Origin of the sequence: Candidatus Defluviilinea gracilis, assembly GCA_016716235.1 — a bacterium.
Taxonomy (GTDB): Bacteria; Chloroflexota; Anaerolineae; order Anaerolineales; family Villigracilaceae; genus Defluviilinea; species Defluviilinea gracilis.
The window spans coordinates 1,618,707-1,635,942 of sequence record JADJWS010000001.1 but is presented as its reverse complement, the minus strand read 5'-3'; the positions used below and the strand labels follow the sequence as shown (position 1 = coordinate 1,635,942).

The 17,236-nt window shown below is 54.2% G+C and carries 18 protein-coding genes; 7 read left to right on the top strand and 11 right to left on the bottom strand.

The annotated features are described in order from the left end of the window. Nucleotides 1-39 precede the first annotated feature (39 nt). Both IPM31_07670 and IPM31_07665 read right to left on the bottom strand, forming a co-directional pair. Nucleotides 40-699 (bottom strand): GTP cyclohydrolase I, encoded by a 660-nt coding sequence (locus tag IPM31_07670; protein ID MBK9006859.1) that lies wholly within the window; start codon nucleotides 697-699, stop codon nucleotides 40-42. Nucleotides 700-717: 18 nt separating this feature from the next. Further along, nucleotides 718-1,569, bottom strand: coding sequence for an isocitrate lyase/phosphoenolpyruvate mutase family protein (locus IPM31_07665; protein MBK9006858.1), 852 nt, complete (start codon nucleotides 1,567-1,569; stop codon nucleotides 718-720). 401 nt (nucleotides 1,570-1,970) lie between these two features. Here IPM31_07665 and tpx point away from each other — a divergent pair, with 401 nt between their 5' ends. The 3 genes from tpx (at nucleotide 1,971) to pheA (ending at nucleotide 4,605) form a co-directional block, all read left to right on the top strand. After that, nucleotides 1,971-2,495, top strand: a complete 525-nt coding sequence (gene tpx, locus IPM31_07660; protein ID MBK9006857.1) for a thiol peroxidase — start codon at nucleotides 1,971-1,973, stop codon at nucleotides 2,493-2,495. Nucleotides 2,496-2,545: 50 nt separating this feature from the next. After that, nucleotides 2,546-3,724 carry a pyridoxal phosphate-dependent aminotransferase gene (locus IPM31_07655; protein ID MBK9006856.1) on the top strand — a complete coding sequence of 393 codons (1,179 nt, stop codon included), beginning with the start codon at nucleotides 2,546-2,548 and terminating at the stop codon, nucleotides 3,722-3,724. 68 nt (nucleotides 3,725-3,792) lie between these two features. Beyond that, complete coding sequence (gene pheA, locus IPM31_07650) at nucleotides 3,793-4,605, top strand: prephenate dehydratase (protein ID MBK9006855.1); 813 nt, start codon at nucleotides 3,793-3,795, stop codon at nucleotides 4,603-4,605. 142 nt (nucleotides 4,606-4,747) lie between these two features. On the opposite strand, the gene IPM31_07645 is transcribed toward pheA, so the two are convergent. The 7 genes from IPM31_07645 to IPM31_07615 form a co-directional block, all read right to left on the bottom strand. Next, a complete protein-coding gene (locus IPM31_07645) occupies nucleotides 4,748-5,569 on the bottom strand; it encodes an SDR family NAD(P)-dependent oxidoreductase (protein ID MBK9006854.1) in 822 nt (273 codons plus the stop codon). A 10-nt stretch (nucleotides 5,570-5,579) separates the two neighbouring features. Next, complete coding sequence (locus IPM31_07640; protein MBK9006853.1) at nucleotides 5,580-6,095, bottom strand: hypothetical protein; 516 nt, start codon at nucleotides 6,093-6,095, stop codon at nucleotides 5,580-5,582. Between the two features lie 65 nt (nucleotides 6,096-6,160). Further along, entirely contained in the window at nucleotides 6,161-6,697 is a 537-nt protein-coding gene (locus IPM31_07635) for an ATP-binding protein (protein MBK9006852.1), read from the bottom strand. Nucleotides 6,698-6,853: 156 nt separating this feature from the next. Further along, a complete protein-coding gene (lipA, locus tag IPM31_07630) occupies nucleotides 6,854-7,798 on the bottom strand; it encodes a lipoyl synthase (protein ID MBK9006851.1) in 945 nt (314 codons plus the stop codon). A 38-nt stretch (nucleotides 7,799-7,836) separates the two neighbouring features. Then, nucleotides 7,837-9,144 carry a nodulation protein NfeD gene (locus tag IPM31_07625; protein MBK9006850.1) on the bottom strand — a complete coding sequence of 436 codons (1,308 nt, stop codon included), beginning with the start codon at nucleotides 9,142-9,144 and terminating at the stop codon, nucleotides 7,837-7,839. A gap of 167 nt (nucleotides 9,145-9,311) precedes the next feature. Next, nucleotides 9,312-10,289 (bottom strand): squalene/phytoene synthase family protein, encoded by a 978-nt coding sequence (locus IPM31_07620; protein MBK9006849.1) that lies wholly within the window; start codon nucleotides 10,287-10,289, stop codon nucleotides 9,312-9,314. A 154-nt stretch (nucleotides 10,290-10,443) separates the two neighbouring features. Beyond that, nucleotides 10,444-10,959 (bottom strand): YbaK/EbsC family protein, encoded by a 516-nt coding sequence (locus tag IPM31_07615; GenBank protein MBK9006848.1) that lies wholly within the window; start codon nucleotides 10,957-10,959, stop codon nucleotides 10,444-10,446. 57 nt (nucleotides 10,960-11,016) lie between these two features. On the opposite strand from IPM31_07615, the gene IPM31_07610 reads away from it, so the two are divergent. Both IPM31_07610 and IPM31_07605 read left to right on the top strand, forming a co-directional pair. Next, nucleotides 11,017-12,162: an MFS transporter gene (locus tag IPM31_07610; protein ID MBK9006847.1), complete on the top strand. Its 1,146-nt coding sequence runs from the start codon at nucleotides 11,017-11,019 to the stop codon at nucleotides 12,160-12,162. Between the two features lie 298 nt (nucleotides 12,163-12,460). After that, a complete protein-coding gene (locus tag IPM31_07605) occupies nucleotides 12,461-13,039 on the top strand; it encodes a class I SAM-dependent methyltransferase (protein ID MBK9006846.1) in 579 nt (192 codons plus the stop codon). 157 nt (nucleotides 13,040-13,196) lie between these two features. Here IPM31_07605 and IPM31_07600 read toward each other — a convergent pair whose 3' ends face one another. Continuing rightward, complete coding sequence (locus tag IPM31_07600) at nucleotides 13,197-13,655, bottom strand: GNAT family N-acetyltransferase (GenBank protein ID MBK9006845.1); 459 nt, start codon at nucleotides 13,653-13,655, stop codon at nucleotides 13,197-13,199. Nucleotides 13,656-13,730: 75 nt separating this feature from the next. On the opposite strand from IPM31_07600, the gene IPM31_07595 reads away from it, so the two are divergent. Both IPM31_07595 and hutU read left to right on the top strand, forming a co-directional pair. Then, nucleotides 13,731-14,054, top strand: a complete 324-nt coding sequence (locus IPM31_07595; GenBank protein MBK9006844.1) for an SCP2 sterol-binding domain-containing protein — start codon at nucleotides 13,731-13,733, stop codon at nucleotides 14,052-14,054. A 133-nt stretch (nucleotides 14,055-14,187) separates the two neighbouring features. After that, on the top strand, nucleotides 14,188-15,840 hold the full coding sequence (hutU, locus tag IPM31_07590) for a urocanate hydratase (protein ID MBK9006843.1): 1,653 nt from the start codon (nucleotides 14,188-14,190) through the stop codon (nucleotides 15,838-15,840). Nucleotides 15,841-15,947: 107 nt separating this feature from the next. On the opposite strand, the gene IPM31_07585 is transcribed toward hutU, so the two are convergent. Then, nucleotides 15,948-17,144, bottom strand: a complete 1,197-nt coding sequence (locus tag IPM31_07585) for an ABC transporter permease (GenBank protein MBK9006842.1) — start codon at nucleotides 17,142-17,144, stop codon at nucleotides 15,948-15,950. Nucleotides 17,145-17,236: the final 92 nt, after the last annotated feature.

Sequence of the window (17,236 nt, the reverse complement as noted above, 5' to 3'; positions counted from 1 at the left end):
CCCACTCCAAAATTTCGGGTATTTCACCTTGTCGCATTGTCATCTCTCATTCCTTTGTAAACCGCATGCGGTAAAAAATTCCGAGCGAAGCGCCGCGTCTTCCGCGAAATGTCCGCGCCAGACCGTGGTGCGTGTGATCGGCGAGACCTCGCGCACGCCGCGCATTTCCATGCACAGGTGATGCGCTTCGAGATAGACTGCCACTCCATGCGGATGGAGCATCGTCTCGAGCGTGTCGGCGATTTGCTGACCGATCCGTTCCTGCACGGAGAAGCGTTTGGCAAAGAGGCGCACGAGGCGCGTCAATTTGGAAATACCGACGATGTTCTCATGCGCGATGTATCCGACATACGCCATCCCATAAAACGGAAGCGCGTGATGTTCGCACAACGCAAAGAATGGGATCGGGCCCTCGATCACTTGACTCAAGCGGCAATCGGGTTCGCCGCGGCATTCGGTATCGAAAACGCGCAATAATTTCGGGTCGCCGTCATACCCCTCTGTAGAGTCGAACAGCGCTTTGATAAAGCGGCGCGGCGTATCTTTCGTGGCGGGCGTGTTCAAGTCCAGCCCAAAGGCGGTAAATATTTCCGCGGCATAGCCTTCGAACTTGTGAAACTGTTCGTCCGATATCTGGCGCGACTGAAGTTTCATGGCGGTTTGGTATTCGAGATCTTCAGGGTCGTCGTGGATGTTCATTGATAAATCCTTTCCTGTTTATTTGTTGAAATAACGATTCACCTCAACGTAGGTCGGGATGTCGCGCGCGAAACTGTACGTGCCGTGTTGTTTCAACTCGTCCGCGATTTTTCCCACCAACGACATCGTCGCCCGCATCGGAATGGACCCGAAACTGACTCGCGCCACGCCAAGTTCTTTCAACTCTGCGATGGTCGGGCTTCCGTGCCTAGCCAGAACGTTGATCGGCGCGTTGATCTCGCGGACAAGTTCGGCGATGGTCTGCTTGTCGTCCACGCTGATCACGAAGACGCAGTCCGCGCCTGCCTCGCGATACGCATTGCCGCGCTGGATGGCTTGCGCCAATGCGGCCTTGTCGCGCTTATCGGATTTTTCGTATACGTCCGTGCGCGCGTTGATGACCAACGGGACTCCGAACGTCCGCGCGGCTTCGCGCATGGCTATTATTTTTTCCGCTTGAAGCGCGATGTCTTCCAATGGATAAGGTTTGTTGATCGTCCCATCTTCCAGATTCAACCCAACGGCGCCCGCTTCAAGCGTGAGACGCGCGGTCTCGGCGACTTCGGCGGGCGTCTCGCCGAACCCCGCTTCCATATCCGCTGTAACAGGCAGTTCAACCGACTTTGCGATTCGCTGAACCACTTCCAGCATTTCAGCGCGGCTCATCATCTCGCCATCAGGATAACCATAAGAAGAAGCGATTCCCGCGCTGGTAGTGGCGATCGAGTCAAAGCCCGCCCGCTCAAACATCTTGGCAGAGGCGGCGTCCCAGGCGTTGGGCAAAATCAGGATCGAACCGTGATGAAGGTTGCGAAAATCTTCCGCCTTCTTGATTTGTTCCTCTTTGCTGACAGTGTGTTTCGCGTTCATGAATCGGTACCTCCGCTTTGATTTCAAAGCCAATCATACCACAATATTTATGATATTTAATATAAAAATATGACTTATTTGTCGTATTTTCAAGATTTCGCATTAGCGTGCTTTGCGGTAAATATTTTTCACGCATGGTAAAGAATTTACGGCTCTCCCCTTTCTGAGGGGATTACGACTCGCAGGAAGATTCTTTGCCACGAATTTACACGGATGTTCACGAATTTTTTAAACAATCCGTGTGAATTTGTGAAATCCGTGGCTAAGGTTTTTGGGCTTTCCCGTTAATAACGGTTGAGCCGAATTTACTTTCTCGATTAGACACTCCCCGTCAAGACTTCGTTTCACTTGCGTGATTTATCTAGTACAATAACGCTCATCAATCAATTGGAGAGAATCAAATGGTTACTGTTCGTTCGGATGTGTTCAAGATCGGCGAAAATTTCGCCACGTTGTTGGGCGATGAGGTCAAAGTGGGCGATACGGCTCCCGCCTTCACGTCAGTTGTACCGGGGTGGGGACGCGTGAATCCGCTGGAGGAGTCGAAGGGGAAGGTGATTATCCTCTCGGCAGTCCCTTCGCTCGATACCGACGTCTGCGACCGCGAGACGCGCCGATTCAATGAAGAAGCCGCGAAACTCAGCGAGGAGATTATCATCTACACCATCAGCACCGATTTCCCGATGGCTCAAAAACGCTGGTGCGGCGCGGCGGGCGTGGAGAAAGTGAAAGTCGTTTCGGATGTGGTGGATGCGGAGTTCGGAGTCAAATACGGCGTATTGATCAAAGAGCGGCGTTATCTACGCCGTTCGGTGTTCATCGTCGGGCGCGATGGAAAACTCACCTACGTGAACTATCTGCCCACTCTGGGAGAAGAACCGAATTACGACGAAGTGATTCAAGCCGCGAAGCAGGCGTTAGGATAATCTATTCAGCCCTCGCTTATGCGGGGGCTTTTTTCAAACGGAGTCACAACATGAATCTCAATGAACAGTTCGAGCATTTCCGCCAATCACCCACAGTGGCGATGGGCGACCGCATCTCCGCGCTCAAAGCCAGCGGAAAAAAAATCATCGGTTTGCAACAAGGCGACCCCGATTTTTCGACATCGCAAGCGGTGATCGACGTGGCGTGCAAAGCCCTGCAAGAGGGACTGACACACTACGGACCCTCGCGCGGCAGACCGGAGCTCCTCTCTGCCATCGCCAGCAAGTTGATGCGCGACGAAGGCGTTTCGTACGACCCCGCCTCCGAGATCATCGTCACGCACGGCGGCATCCACGCGTATTTTTCGGCGATGCAATCCATTTTGAATCCCGGCGACGAGGTCTTGATCCCCGACCCCACATGGGCGACTCACGTCAATTTAGCGATGATGCTGAGAGCGGAAGTGACCCGCGTCCCTGCCCCCGTGGAGGCTGGATTCATCCCTTCGTTCGACTCGTGGGCGCGGGCTGTTTCGCCAAAGACCCGCGCCATCGTCGTCAACTATCCCTCCAACCCGACGGGCATCGTCCCTTCGCGCGAGTATCTGCAAAAATTGCAGGACTTTGCGAAAGCGCGCGACCTGTGGGTCATTACAGATGAAGTCTATGACAGTTTATATTTTGAAGAAAAGCCGACCTCGCTTGCCTCCTTTGAAGGCGCGAAAGAACGGACATTGATTATTCAAAGCCTCTCGAAAACCTACGCGATGACCGGCTGGCGCGTGGGTTTTCTCGCCGCGCCCAAGCGCGTGATTTCGAACGCGGTGAAGGCGGGACAGAACAGCATCACATGCGTTGCGCCGTTCATCCAAAAAGCTTCCGCGTTCGCGTTGACGGATCCCGGCGTGCAACAAGAAACGGCGAAGATGCGCGAGGCATACACGCGGAGGCGCGCGTTGGTGATGAAATTATCCGCTGAGCTGGAAAGCGACAAAGTCCGCGTGACGCCGCCGCAGGGCGCGTTCTACTGCTTCCTCGATCTGCGCGCGTTGAAGATGAACGACGTGGAAATGTGCGAACGGATTCTCGAAGAGAAAAGCGTGGGGCTTGTCCCCGGCTCCGCGTTCGGCGAACTGGGCGAGGGATTCATCCGCATGTCCATCGCCGCGTCGGATGAGGAAGTGGAGACGGGGTTCAGGAGGATCGTGGAGTGGGCGGAAGAACAATAGTTTCAAGTTCAAGGTTTCAGGTTTCGCAACTTTCGACATTCAACCTTTGACCTGAGACTGGAGGTTTTATGAAGATTGCATTTCAAGGCGAGCATGGCGCGTATAGCGAGCAGGCGGTGTTCGATTATTTCGGGGAGGTCAAGTCGCTCCCCTGCGAGTCGTTCGACGCGGTGTTCGAGGCAGTCAACAGCGGGCGGAGCGACGCGGCATTGATCCCCATCGAAAATTCGCTGGCGGGGAGCATCCATCAGAATTACGACCTGTTGTTGCGAAACGACCTGCGCATCGTAGGCGAGTATCCATTGCGCGTGCGGCATTGTTTGATCGCGTTGCCTAACGTGAAGATGGATGAAATCAAAAAAGCCATCAGCCATCCGCAGGCGCTGGGGCAGTGCGCCGAGTATTTGCGAAAGCGCGGCATCCAAGCGGAGCCTGTGTACGACACCGCGGGGAGCGTGAAGATGCTGAAAGAGTCGGGCGCGCGCGACACGGCGGCGGTCGCTTCGCGCCGCGCGGCAGAAATTTACGGCATGCAGATTCTGGAAGAGGGAATTGAAGATAACGCGGAGAACTACACGAGGTTCCTCGCCATCCAAAAAGAAGCAGTTGTCCCGGCGGGCGAAGCGAAGACGTCCATCGTGTTTACGTTGAAGAACCAGCCCGGCTCGCTGTTCAAGGCGATGTCGGTGTTTGCCTTGCGCGACATTGACCTGACCAAGATCGAGTCGCGCCCGTTGCAGGGCAAGCCGTGGGAATATCTGTTTTATATTGATTTCATCGGTTCGGCGAACGAGGAAGCCTCGAACCGCGCGCTCGACCACCTGAACGAATACGCGCTGACACTGCGCGTGCTGGGGTCGTATGCGAGGTTTAGGGGGTGATGAAAATTGCCCTGAAAGGTTAGTAGTCCCCTTGCAGAAGTAAGTTTTACTTCGCAAAAGGTCTATTATCCATAGATCACGAAAATAGTTCTTGACGCAGCGCAACTGACGCCTGAACTTTCGTGAAGCGCCGACTATTGTTTCAATGAATAGCGCCCACTTTCAATCCGCTCAGCAAATCTGACGCCTGCTCATCGTTGATCGAAGTTCGAATTTCTTTCACGGTATTGTTCTGCAAGTAAATTTGGGTTTTCCCAAGATGTTCTTCTCCAAACGCCGCGCGGTAAAGCAGTTTGGCTCCGTGCTGAGGATGTTTGTAAAATAATGTCACAAGAGGTTTCATCCAAATCGGCATTCCTTTGCCCATGGACATCTTTGTTTTGTTTCCGCTGGGTGAAACGTTTATCACTCTGATTCCATCCCTGCGGAATTTTTCCGAATTGCGCTTCATTAACAGCGCGAGAGCAAGCTTCGAGTACAGGTACATGCCCATTGGGGGTTGGTTGTCTTTGGGGTGGAGGAGTTCGCCGACTTTGATCTTTGGGATCTGATGTAACCCATCCGTTGCGGTATTCACCACGAGCGGATCGGCGGATTGGGTCAGGGCTGGTTTCAAACTCTGAGTTAATAGATATGGGGAAAGCGTGTTCACCTCAAAGTGCATTTCGTTGCCCTGTTTCGACTTGACGATTTTTTCCAGCAACACTCCCGCGTTATTGAACAGAATATCCACCTTGCCAAGTTTTTCCCGAATCATCGTGGCAACATTGACGACCTCCGATTGGACGCTGAGATCGGCGATAAAAATCTCCAGGTTGGTTGAATGAAAATTATTTTGAAGTTCATCTGATTGCTCTTGGTTTCTCACAACAACAGCAACCCGATGTTCTTTTTCCAACAGAATCTTCAGCAATTCCAATCCAATCCCAGACGACCCGCCAGTCAAAACAATTTGCTTTGTCACTTTGCGCTCCTCATTGATCGAATACGAACCAACAGATCTCATTTCGCAACTTCTGGTCGTCAAGCACAAGAGCGCGGATGTCATTTGGAAGTTGCGCGCGCTGCCACTCGCATTCGAGACGCCCCGCTTCTTTTTCCTGACCCTCAACTGCCGCCGCCATCGCGGCTTTGATCGCATATGCCGCCGCGCCAAGTTCGTGTGCCGCGACGTGCGCCGTCACTGCCGCCTGCCCCGCAGAAAATGCGGCGAAACGCGCGGCTCCACGCAAATCCCTCCCTGCACCCATTGCATGACCGCCCAGTGCGCGTGTTTCCATCATTTTGAATTCCCCGCGCGCCCACGCGCGAGTCGCTTCGATGGCGCGGCGCGGACGATCATCATTGGGTTGAATCTCCTCGAACAGATGCAATACATGCCCTGCGCAATCCGCCGCCCAAACCGCAAGCAGGTGATGATCCGAGTCTGTGAGCGTCCCGCCGCGACGGGTGGTGATGAATCGAGGGTCTCGTTTTTTGGGTAAGATCATTTGTTAGTTCGTAAGCGATTCTTCTGCCTAACGCTTTCTTAGGCAGTCTAATTAAAGTAGAATCCTCATCGTCCACTGCGCGTTTGTTTTACTGCGTCTTCATGAAAAAATGTTTCCAAATTTTGCTTGCATTCACTCGCAGGGTCAAACAAGCTCATTTCTTCTTCCGTTGGAACCTGAATCATCTCTGCCCACCGCAAAACATCTTCACGTTTTATTGGTGGATTCTCCATGTTTCGGCGCTGAATGCGCTCGAAAAGAATTTCAGGAGGCGCATACAGGTAGTGCAGTTCGACAGCAGCGCCAAGATTACGAGCGCCTTCACGCAATGCATCACGCTCAGATTTTCCCCATGTTCCCCATTCAATAATGACCACAAGACCAAGTTCAAGCAGTCGTTGACCTAACTTCCATTGGAGCGATTCAATCCTTGCTCGAGTTTCTTCGTCATAAAGATCAATGGAGAGCGCATCCATCCACTCGTCTGGCGATAGGCGAACAGCGTGCAGGTCATCCTCAAGGCACTTTGCCAAAGTTGTCTTTCCTGAGCCAGGCAGACCACAAACGATAATTAATCTGGCAGAACTGTTTGACTTTTTCATTGTGTTGATAAGACCCAACTCATATGGGCGACGAAGCCCAACTACCTTTGTACAAATTATACGCTCAATTCAAACCGAGAAACCAAAAACTCCCGCCGACGATTCGCCAGCGGGAGTCTCAATCTCCAGTCTCCAATTCTCTAATCCTCTAATCCTCTAATTCTCCACTCTCTCCCCATACAACTTCCGATGCACCACACTCAACGCCCTCACCTGCTCCGCCGCGTGATACGACGACCTCACCAGCGGATTCGACTCGACCCATTTGAAACCGATCTCTTTGCCGTAGTCGCGCAGTTCGGCGAACTCTTCCATGGTGTAATATCTCGAAATGGGCATGTGCTTCTTGCTCGGTTGCAGGTATTGACCGATGGTCAAAATGTCCACGCCCCATGAGCGTTGATCGCGCATCACGGCTTTGATCTCGTCCATTTCTTCACCGAGACCGACCATGATTCCAGACTTGGTCAACACATCGGGGTCGAGTTTCTTTGCGTTCGAGAGAGTCGCCGCCGCCCAATCGTAGTTATCCTGCGGTTGGACTTGCTTGAACAAGCGCGGCACGGTCTCCACGTTGTGATTCAAAATTTCAGGTCGCGCGTCCATCACAATTTTCAACGCCTCAATCGAACCTTTGAAATCGGGGATCAACACTTCGATGGAACAGCCTGGCAGAACTTCTCGAATGCGGCGAATCACCATAGCAAAAATCGGAGAGCCGCCATCCCGCCTCTCATCACGATTCACCGATGTGATGACCGCGTGTTTCAACTCCATGGATTTGACGGCTTGCGCCACGCGTTCGGCTTCGCCCCAATCCATCATCGTCGGCTTGCCGTGTTTGATGTCGCAGAATCCGCACGTGCGCGTGCACACGTCGCCGAGCATCAAAAACGTGGCGGTGCCGCTCCCCCAACATTCGCCGAGGTTCGGGCACATCGCTTCTTCGCACACGGTATGCAACGATTTCGAGCGCATCAACGTTTGAATGCGTTCGTAATTTTCACCCGCGGGCGCGCGCACCTTGATCCATTCGGGGCGGCGCAGAGGGCGCACGTCGCTGGGGGGGATGATTCGGTCTCGAGTTGGTGTAACAGACATAATGGGGGTTGAAGCGTGGAGCGGGATGGTATCCCGCTTTACTTCTTTCTCACTTTCAATCGGATTCCGCTGACTTCGACGACTTCCACTTTATCTCCCTTACTGATTTTTTCAGATTCGTTCACTGATGACGCGCTCCACAACTCGGACTCTAACTGGACTTGCCCGCCCGCTTCATCCCAACTTCGAACTGTTCCTATTTTTCCCGCGAGCGACTCGACCCCCACGCTGACCGGCACGCGCAACGCGCGTAACGCGTACACGAGGATGCCGAAGAAAAACAGACCCAGCAAAATACCGGTGGCGATCACCAACGGGACAGACACGCGTTGGAATTGCGGCGTGCCCGGCGAATTGAACAGCACCAACGCGCCGACGATGAACGACGCGACTCCTGCCGCGGTTAACGCGCCGTGAGTCGGCGCTTTGATATCGAGGATGAATAAGACGAACGCGGTTGCCATGAAAATAAATCCGAACCAATTGACGGGCAACACGCCCACGCCGTACGTCGCCAGCGTGAGGCAGACGACGCCGATGAATCCCGCGACCCATCCGCCCGGGCTGGAGATTTCGATGAGCACGGCTTGCACGCCGATGGCAATTAAGAGGAACGCAATGTTCGGGTCAATCAGCAGGAGGATGAAGCGCTCGATGAAACTCATGTCCAGCGGCTGGACATCCGCGTTTTCTGTGTTCAACACGCGCGGCCCATCGCTCATTTGCACGGTGAAACCGTTGAGCGATTCGAGCAGGTCGTCAATGTCGTCCACAACAAAGTCTATGAACCCGGCTTCGAGCGCCTCCTGGTTAGTGACGGCTTTGGCTTCCACGATCATTGCCTCGGCAAGCTTAACGGCTTCAGCGCCGCGTCGTTCGGTCAGAGTACGCGCAAGAGATGTAAGCGCCTCCATCTCTTTTGCCTTCATCGTTTCGCCAAGATCCTCTCCCGAGCCGCCCACGGGGCTGGCAAAACCGATGACGGTTTCAGGAGCCATTGCCGAAGCATGACCCGACATAGTTACGAGCGCGCCGGCGCTCCCTGCCCATGCGCCGCGCGGCGAAACGTACACGATTACAGGCACATCGCTGGCGCGTATGATCGCAACGATAGATTTCATTGTGCTAATGAGCCCGCCCGGCGTGTTGAGTTGAATAATGAGGACTTCGGCGTTCCTTCGTTCTGCCGTTTCAACCCCGCGTTTGATGTACTCGTACATCGGCGGCATGATGGGCCCGTCGGCGGTCATCACCAGCGCGAGCGGCTCGTCGCTTTGCGCGCGCGCAGGCTGGAAGACGCTCATCACCGCACCAAGAAAAATTAGAAGTAAGCCGATCCGTTTCATGGCGTGGATTATAACCCCCAAACCTTAACCCCAATTATGACTATGCCGTTTTTAATGGGAGAACCTTTTTAAACACAAAGTACACAAAGGTCACGAAGGGGCAAACCTATAAACCAAGCTCTTTTCCCCCTTTGTGTTCTTTGTGCCCTTCGTGGTTAGATGTTTTTTTACTCTTCTGCCACCACATTCAACTCTCTCGAATACCGATCCAGCCAGCGGTTCGACCAGCCCCAGAGCGTGGCGTCACGCACGATGCGTTTCACTTCCTCGCGCGACATTTTTGCCTCCGAGTTGAACACGTCCGTGTTGCGGCGGCTGATGGCGAGCGTGCGGATGGCGAACATGAGTGGGAAGATGCACGCGAGACGGATGCGGTGCTGCCAGCGTGGAAGAGTTTTTACGCAAGTGAGTGCCGCGTGTAAGTGACGCTCCGCCTTGTCGGCAAGCATGTCCAACACTTTGATCGCCTCGGCGCGGTTCTCTGGCAGGAATAATTCATGCGCCGATAAATTCACCGCTTCCAAAAACTTTTTCGGGATGTACACCCAGCCGCGCTCGTAGTCTTTCCTCAAGCCGCGAATCACGTTGACGGTTTGCAGAGCCAGCCCGAATTCGCGCGCGAGCGGGAGCAACTCCTTGATGCGGAAACGGATGAACAACGAATACCACGCGAACAGATGCGTGAGCAAATAGCCCACGCGCCCCGCCACCTCGAACATGTAATCGTCCATGTCGGCTTCGTCGTTCACTTGCGGTCCGCGCGCCACCCAACGCGCCATGCCCTGCGTGCTGTGAATCACATGCGGCGTGATGATCTCGCGCACCTCTTTTGGGAGTAGCGCCAGCCGCGCCAGAATATCCTCCGCATGCTGTGCCACCACCGCGTCTGGGTTCGATGTGTCGGCGTCTTGAATCCGACTCGTGAGATCGCTCACGTTTGCCGAGCCGTTCAGCACATCCGCCCACAGATTCAACAGTTCGATCTTTTTCTCCGCTGGCATCTCCTCGTTGTCCTCCAAATAATCGGACACGCGCAAGAGCAGGTATGCCACCGTTCCCGCGTCGCATAACACGGCGGGCAATTGTTCAATGCCGATGGCGAACGTGCGGCTCGCCATCCTCAACAGGTCTTTCAATGGGATCATGATCGCCTCAAATAAACCGAAAAATAAAACCCTGTCATTTTACACCGGATGCGAACGTAGGACTTACGATGGAGAGTCATCTCCCTGTTTGGGATGCAGTTGTACTGCATCCCGCTCGCAGTGCAACTGCGAGCGAACAAACATATAGAAATTATTAATTTACCGACCCTTGCGATGGAGAGTCCTCCGCGAGTGCAACGACTTCCGCGTCTTTCAACGCGCGACGAAGATCCTCGCTCTTCATGATGATCGCCGTATTGCGGACTCCCGACCCGATAGAGACTTCATCCTCTTTCAACACGCTCGCGTCAATCATGACCTCGAACTGACTCGCCACCCCAAACGGACTCACCGTCCCGACTCGGTAACCCGTCACTTCCAACACTTCCTCCTCGGTTGCCATGCGGATGCGCGAACGTTTGACGAGGTCGCGCAGTTTTTTCCAATTCACCTGCACGGGTCCTGCGATTAGCACCATCACAAATTCGCCTGCTCGTATCTGAAACAAAATACTGCGGACAACTTGCTCAGGTCGCTGGTTTCGGGCGGACGCGGCTTCCTCGAAGGATGAAACAGCCGTCCCGTGGACAAAGAGGCGGTGTTCGATGCCCAGAGAATCCAATGCGAGGCTGGCGGGCGGTTTCACGCTGAGCGGAGACGAAGCATCCATCGTGTAAAATCATACCATGCCCCAAAGCCATTACATCGTCAATAAGGAAAAATCTTTGTGAGTTACTTCAAACTCGTCACGTTCACGCTCATCCGCGTGATCCTCAACACGCCGTATCGGATGATCTATCCGTTCATCACGGTCTTTGCAAGCAGGCTTGGCGTGGATCCCCACGCCATCTCGGAGTTGATCGCGCGGCGCGCCATGGTTGGCGCATTCGCCGCGTTTGTCATCCCGCTCATCGAAGCGCGCGGACGTAAATTCGGTATGTTGTTGGGTCTGGGTTTGTTCGTGAGCGGCGCGGCAGTGGTGGCGATATCGCCCACCCTAACAACGCTCGGCATTGCGCTTGTTTTCGGTCTGTTGGCTAAAGCATTCTTCGATCCGTCGTTGTCCTCGTACATTGCCGACCATGTGGCGTATGAAAAACGCGGCACGGCGCTTGCGGTGACTGAGTTCGCGTGGTCGCTGGCGTTTGTGCTTGGAGCGCCGTTGGTGGGATGGACCCTTTCCCGTTATACATGGTCGACGCCCTATTTGATCTTCGGTTTGTTGGGCTTGCTCGCTTTCTTATATATCGCATTCACGCTGACCGATTCAACAAAGCCCGTTCATCACGAAGACGGGTTGTTTGGCAACTTGAAGCAAATTCTCAAATCGCCTGTGGTGTTGATCGCGTTTATGATCGGTTTATCCATCACGGCTGGGAATGAAGTGATCAACGTCACCTTTGCCTTGTGGTTGGAGGATTCATTCAAACTGCAGATCGCCGCGCTGGCGGGCGCGTCGGTATTCATCGGCTTGTCGGAATTGGGCGGGGAGGGATTCGTCGCGTTGTTTGCCGACCGCGTGGGCAAAGTGCGCGCGGCGGGGATCGGCATCCTTGCGAACTGCGCGGCGGCGATCCTCCTGCCGTTGATCGGTCGCACGCAACTCGGAGCGTTGACGGGGTTATTCCTGTTCTATATCACATTTGAATTTACAATTGTCAGCATCATTCCCCTGATGTCGGAAGTGATGCCTTCGGCTCGCGCGACAACCTTGTCGCTGGCAGGCGCGGCTCATTCGGTTGGGCGTGTGCTCGGGGCATTGCTTGGACCCGCGTTATATGCTGTCGGTTTTTCGTTGGTGACCAGCGTAGCGATACTATTCAATGTACTCGGGCTGGCGGCTGTGTGGTATGTTTCGCGCCATCATGATTGATCGCGCTTTTCCATATAATCGGGCAATACACCTAACCACTCCCGAAAAAGCATCGGGACGGGCGAGGCACAGAGACGCTGAGAACTTGTATTGAGCCTGCCGAAATAAACCAATTTAAAAAGCCCGTGACTCAGCGACTCCGTATTTCAAAACAGAGCGCAAGGATTGCTCGGTTAAATTCTTAATCTAGGACTTACGCAGTTGAACCTGTTGCGCCGTAGTTGCACTGCGGCGGCGGCAGTCCAACTGCCCGCCAACTGCGTAAGTCCTGTAATCTACAAAAGCGGACTCAACTACCATGATCATCCTAATCCTCTACGGCTTCTTCCTCTTTCTCTTCCTCCTCGGCTTGCTATGGGTCTTCATCCCCGCATTGTATGGATTGCCCTCGCGTCCCACGCATCCAGACCGAATCCGCAAGGCGTTGAAGTCCGCGAACCTTCAGCCGAATGAAACTCTCTACGATCTCGGCGCGGGCGATGGTCGCGTGTTGTTGATCGCCGCGCAAGAATTTGGCGCAAAGTCTGTTGGCATCGAAGTGGGACCTGTCCAATGCGCGTTGATCTGGTTGCGGATTGTCGCAAGCGGGCTTGGGAATAAAATTCAACTCAAATGGGGAAATTATCTCAAAACGGATTTGAGCGAGGCGGATGTTATTTTCATCTACGCCACATCGAGGGAAGTTACGCGGCTCGCTCCGTATTTGGAGAAACAGATGAAGCGCGGATCAAGGCTGGTTTCGATCTCGGCAGATTTCCCTGAGTGGGAACCGTCCCTGTTCGACGAGCCTGACCTGTTCTTCATCTATACCATGCCGCCGCAACATGGAAGTTTGACAACGTATCTGTTGAAACATACCCCTCTCCCTGATGATTGATGGTGGGTAAGCTTCAATATTTACCGCTAAGAGCGCGAAGAACGCAAAGAAGGAATTAAAATTTGGCGCCCTTAGCGTGTGTCGCATGGCGCCATGGAGTCACTTCGCGGTTCAAGAGATCAAATTGAGTATCGATCCTGAACTTCTTGAAGGCAAGTTACTCCAATTTCAAAACGAACTCATCCACCAACACACCTGCTGGATTAGTGTACGAATCCTCCCCAATGACCTTGAATCCATTCTTCTCCAGCACGCGTTTCGACCCAACATTGTGCTTCGCCACATGCGCGGATAATGGACGTATCTTTTCAACCTCCAAATATTGCGTCAATGCCTGCGTCGCGATTCCCTTCCCCCAAAATTCCCTTCCGATCCAATACCCGACTTCGCGGTGACTTTCCATTTCCCAACTGCCGATGCTTCCCGCCACTTGCTCATCGTGGACAATGATTCTGAAGATCACCGACTCGTCCGCCATGATCTTTTTTGTATGAGCGTAAAACGCCTCTTCATCCCGTGCTGGGAACGCCGCCATCGTCGTCGCTTCGGGGTCGAGTTGTTGCTTGTAGAGGATGGGTAGGTCAGAGTCGGTGGCGGGGCGGAGGAGGATGGGCATGACGGGAGTATACCCGTTGTTCACGTGCTATAATGCGCTTGTTGTTCGATCTCATATTTTTCAAGGAGACAAATCATGTCCTACACAATCGAAGGTCTAATTGCAATGGCTCCAAAGAGTTTTCAGGTCGACCAGGCAAAAGGGGTGAACGCTTCCGTTCAATTAAATGTGACTGGTTCCCAGGCGGGTCAATGGAACGCTGAAATCAAAGACGGCAAGGTTACGATCAACAAGGGCGTTCATGCCTCCCCTGATTTCAAAGTCACCGCCGATACGGACGATATTCTGGCTGTGGCGGAAGGAAAACTCGACCCTGCCAAGGCATTCATGATGGGCAAAGCCAAGGTGGAGGGCGATATGACTGAAATCATGAAGTTGTTGCCGTTGTTCAAGCGCTGATCGACTTCGTTTCACTGAGCAAGAGGATGCCGAACGCATGGCATCCTCTTTTTGTTTGGATGCCCAATGTTTTGGAACATGAATCCCCTCGGCTATAATTGCCGACAGATCATTATTAACAAGGAGACGCGTCATGTCTGCACCTCGAACTATCCGCGCGCCGCGCGGCGCTCAACTCACCTGCAAAGACTGGCTCAGCGAAGCGGCGTATCGCATGATCCAAAACAACCTCGACCCCGAGGTGGCGGAAAAGCCCGACGATCTCGTCGTCTACGGCGGACGCGGAAAAGCCGCGCGCGATTGGGAGTCGTTCGACGCGATCCTCGAGTCGTTGAAAAATCTTGAAGCGGACGAAACGCTCCTTGTGCAATCGGGGAAGCCTGTCGTTGTTTTCAAGAGTCACAAAGACGCGCCCAAAGTGTTGATCGCCAATTCGAACATTGTGCCGCACTGGGCAACGTGGGAATACTTCGATGAGTTAGCCAAAAAGGGACTCATCATGTACGGGCAGATGACCGCTGGCTCGTGGATCTACATCGGCACGCAGGGAATTTTGCAAGGCACTTACGAAACGTTCGGCGCGTTGGCAAAGCTCAAAGGCTGGGGATCGCTGAAAGGCAAATTTGTTCTCACGGCCGGTCTCGGCGGTATGGGCGGCGCGCAACCGCTGTCCATTACCATGAATGAAGGCGTGGGGCTGATCGTTGAAGTGGACCCCGAACGCGCCGAACGCCGCCGCGCCATCGGCTACGTGGATATGGTCGTGGATAATCTTGAGGAAGCGATGACCCTTGTTGAAGAGTTCAAGGAGAAGCAAATCCCAAAATCCATTGGGTTGATCGGCAACGCGGCGGATGTGTACGACGAACTCTCGAAGCGTGGAGTCGTCCCCGATGTGGTGACAGACCAAACGTCGGCGCATGAGGCGCTGTTCTATGTCCCGACGGGTGTATCGATCGCCGCGGCAGACGAGTTGCGGAAGTCGAATCCAGAAAAATATAAAAAGATGGCGATGGATTCGATGTCGAAACATGTGCAAGCCATGCTGGCATTTCAACGCGCGGGCGCGGAAGTGTTCGACTATGGAAATAACTTGCGGCAACAAGCGTTCAATAACGGCGTAAACGACGCGTTTGAGTTTCCTGGATTCGTTCCCGCATATATTCGCCCATTGTTTTGCGAGGGCAAGGGTCCTTTTCGCTGGGTGGCGTTATCAGGCGACACGGAAGATATTTACACGACCGATCAAGCGATCATGGAGTTGTTCCCCGAGGATGAGCATTTGCATCGCTGGTTGAAGATGGCGCGCGAGAAAGTTCCGTTTCAGGGATTGCCCGCGCGGATTTGCTGGCTGGGTTACGGCGAGCGAGTCAAAGCCGGGTTGAAGTTCAATGAACTGGTTGCGAGCGGCAAAGTACAAGCGCCGATCGTGATCGGACGCGACCATTTGGATTCGGGCTCGGTCGCTTCTCCGAACAGGGAAACCGAATCGATGAAAGACGGTTCAGACGCCATTTCAGATTGGGCGATCCTCAACGCGCTGATCAACGCCGTGGGCGGGGCAACCTGGGTATCGTTCCATCATGGCGGCGGCGTGGGCATGGGGTATTCGCAACATGCGGGCCAGGTGATCGTGGCAGACGGGACGCCGGAAGCGGCTCGCAGGTTGGAGCGCGTGCTGACGACTGACCCGGGCATGGGGGTTGTCCGTCATGCCGACGCCGGGTATGAGATTGCCCTCGAGGCGGCGAAACGTCACGGCATTAAAATGCCGATGTTGAAGTAAGCGAAACAACCAAGCCATCAAAAACATGAACTCACCCCCAAATGCATCTTTCGCGGGTGAGTTCATGTTTGCGCGCAACTGAAAATCATATCTGTTTGCGCCCAGTGTTACTCGTACTTAAATCTCCAAACTCCCACGCTCAAGAAGATCGCCGCGAAGACCAGCAAGACTCCCGCTTCGGGAAGAATATCAACCAAGCCTCCGCCGCGCGCAACGAGATCGAGCATGCCCTGCATTGCCCATGTGGTTGGCAACACTTTCACCGCGCTTTGAATCGCCGTCGGGAATAGTTCCAGCGGATACCAGCATCCGCCCATGAGCGCCATGACCATGCCGAACATGATGCTCACCCCACTGGCTTGCGCTTCGGTCTTGATGAACGTTCCCAGCGTGGCGCCGAACGCCGCCGCCGCAAGCGCCGAGGCAAGCAGGATGACGAACAACGCGAGCGGATCGCGTCCCCAGTTCAATTTCATCGCCAGAATCGCAAAGCCGACCAGCAGGAACATTTGAATCAATGCCATCGCCACCTGCCCCGAGATCGTGCCGAGCAGAAATGTCGCTTTCGTGGTTGGCGTGGTGAGCAGGCGGCGCAGCGTTCCCCCTTGTCGTTCGCTTGCAAACAGGGCTGAAATCCCAAAGAGCGGAATGAACACCCACGTGATCAATTGTCCCGCCGAAGAGTTGGCGCGCGGGTCATAATTCACCCGGTCGGGCGTCGTCCCTTCGATGACGGTCACTCGTTCGGGCGCGTCGGCTTGAATGTCCTGCGCCAGCGTGAGCGAACTTTCGAAATAGGCTTGTTTCTCCGCGTCGGAGGCAAAGGCTTGTTTCGCTTCGCGTTGCCTCACCGCATTCTGGGCGGCGGAGACCGAACTGCTCACGCGGCGGATGGCGGTGAGGATGGCGCGTTGCGCGATGCCCGCGTTGAGGTTGCTGGGTTGTTGGAGCATCTCCACTTGGGCGGAACCGTTTTGCAGCGCCTCGATGTCAACACCCGCGGGGATGATGAACACCGCGTCGGCGCGACGGTCGTCGAATTGACTCTGCGCCTCGGCGCGCGTCACCACCTCGGGACGAACCGCCGTCGAATTCTCCAATTCGTCAATGATCTGTTGCGAAACGGCTGTCTGCGATTCATCCACGACCGGTACACGGATGCGGTTGTCGTCGTCGTTCGAAGGCGTCCCACCGGCGAGCAGGAAGGTGAACACGATCGGGAGGATGATGAAGAACAACAACTCCGATGGGCTGGCAAAGCGGACGATGGCGTCTTTCCATGCGATGGCGAAAATTTTCTTCATGGTTGTTTTTGACCTTCTTGCCACAGAGACACCGAGACTCGGAGATTCTTTTTTTTCTCCGCGTCTCTGAGAGTGTTTCTTAAGTCAGAACT

What these genes read in the sequence shown, in the direction of transcription:
- pheA (MBK9006855.1), top strand. Translation starts at nt 3,793, where the DNA reads ATGAAGATTGCATTTCAAGGCGAGCATGGCGCGTATAGCGAGCAGGCG.
- IPM31_07625 (MBK9006850.1), bottom strand. Translation starts at nt 9,144, where the DNA reads ATGAAACGGATCGGCTTACTTCTAATTTTTCTTGGTGCGGTGATGAGC.
- IPM31_07595 (MBK9006844.1), top strand. Translation starts at nt 13,731, where the DNA reads ATGTCCTACACAATCGAAGGTCTAATTGCAATGGCTCCAAAGAGTTTT.
- IPM31_07605 (MBK9006846.1), top strand. Translation starts at nt 12,461, where the DNA reads ATGATCATCCTAATCCTCTACGGCTTCTTCCTCTTTCTCTTCCTCCTC.
- IPM31_07640 (MBK9006853.1), bottom strand. Translation starts at nt 6,095, where the DNA reads ATGATCTTACCCAAAAAACGAGACCCTCGATTCATCACCACCCGTCGC.
- IPM31_07585 (MBK9006842.1), bottom strand. Translation starts at nt 17,144, where the DNA reads ATGAAGAAAATTTTCGCCATCGCATGGAAAGACGCCATCGTCCGCTTT.
- IPM31_07670 (MBK9006859.1), bottom strand. Translation starts at nt 699, where the DNA reads ATGAACATCCACGACGACCCTGAAGATCTCGAATACCAAACCGCCATG.
- IPM31_07665 (MBK9006858.1), bottom strand. Translation starts at nt 1,569, where the DNA reads ATGAACGCGAAACACACTGTCAGCAAAGAGGAACAAATCAAGAAGGCG.
- hutU (MBK9006843.1), top strand. Translation starts at nt 14,188, where the DNA reads ATGTCTGCACCTCGAACTATCCGCGCGCCGCGCGGCGCTCAACTCACC.
- tpx (MBK9006857.1), top strand. Translation starts at nt 1,971, where the DNA reads ATGGTTACTGTTCGTTCGGATGTGTTCAAGATCGGCGAAAATTTCGCC.
- IPM31_07620 (MBK9006849.1), bottom strand. Translation starts at nt 10,289, where the DNA reads ATGATCCCATTGAAAGACCTGTTGAGGATGGCGAGCCGCACGTTCGCC.
- IPM31_07655 (MBK9006856.1), top strand. Translation starts at nt 2,546, where the DNA reads ATGAATCTCAATGAACAGTTCGAGCATTTCCGCCAATCACCCACAGTG.
- IPM31_07635 (MBK9006852.1), bottom strand. Translation starts at nt 6,697, where the DNA reads ATGAAAAAGTCAAACAGTTCTGCCAGATTAATTATCGTTTGTGGTCTG.
- IPM31_07600 (MBK9006845.1), bottom strand. Translation starts at nt 13,655, where the DNA reads ATGCCCATCCTCCTCCGCCCCGCCACCGACTCTGACCTACCCATCCTC.
- lipA (MBK9006851.1), bottom strand. Translation starts at nt 7,798, where the DNA reads ATGTCTGTTACACCAACTCGAGACCGAATCATCCCCCCCAGCGACGTG.
- IPM31_07615 (MBK9006848.1), bottom strand. Translation starts at nt 10,959, where the DNA reads ATGGATGCTTCGTCTCCGCTCAGCGTGAAACCGCCCGCCAGCCTCGCA.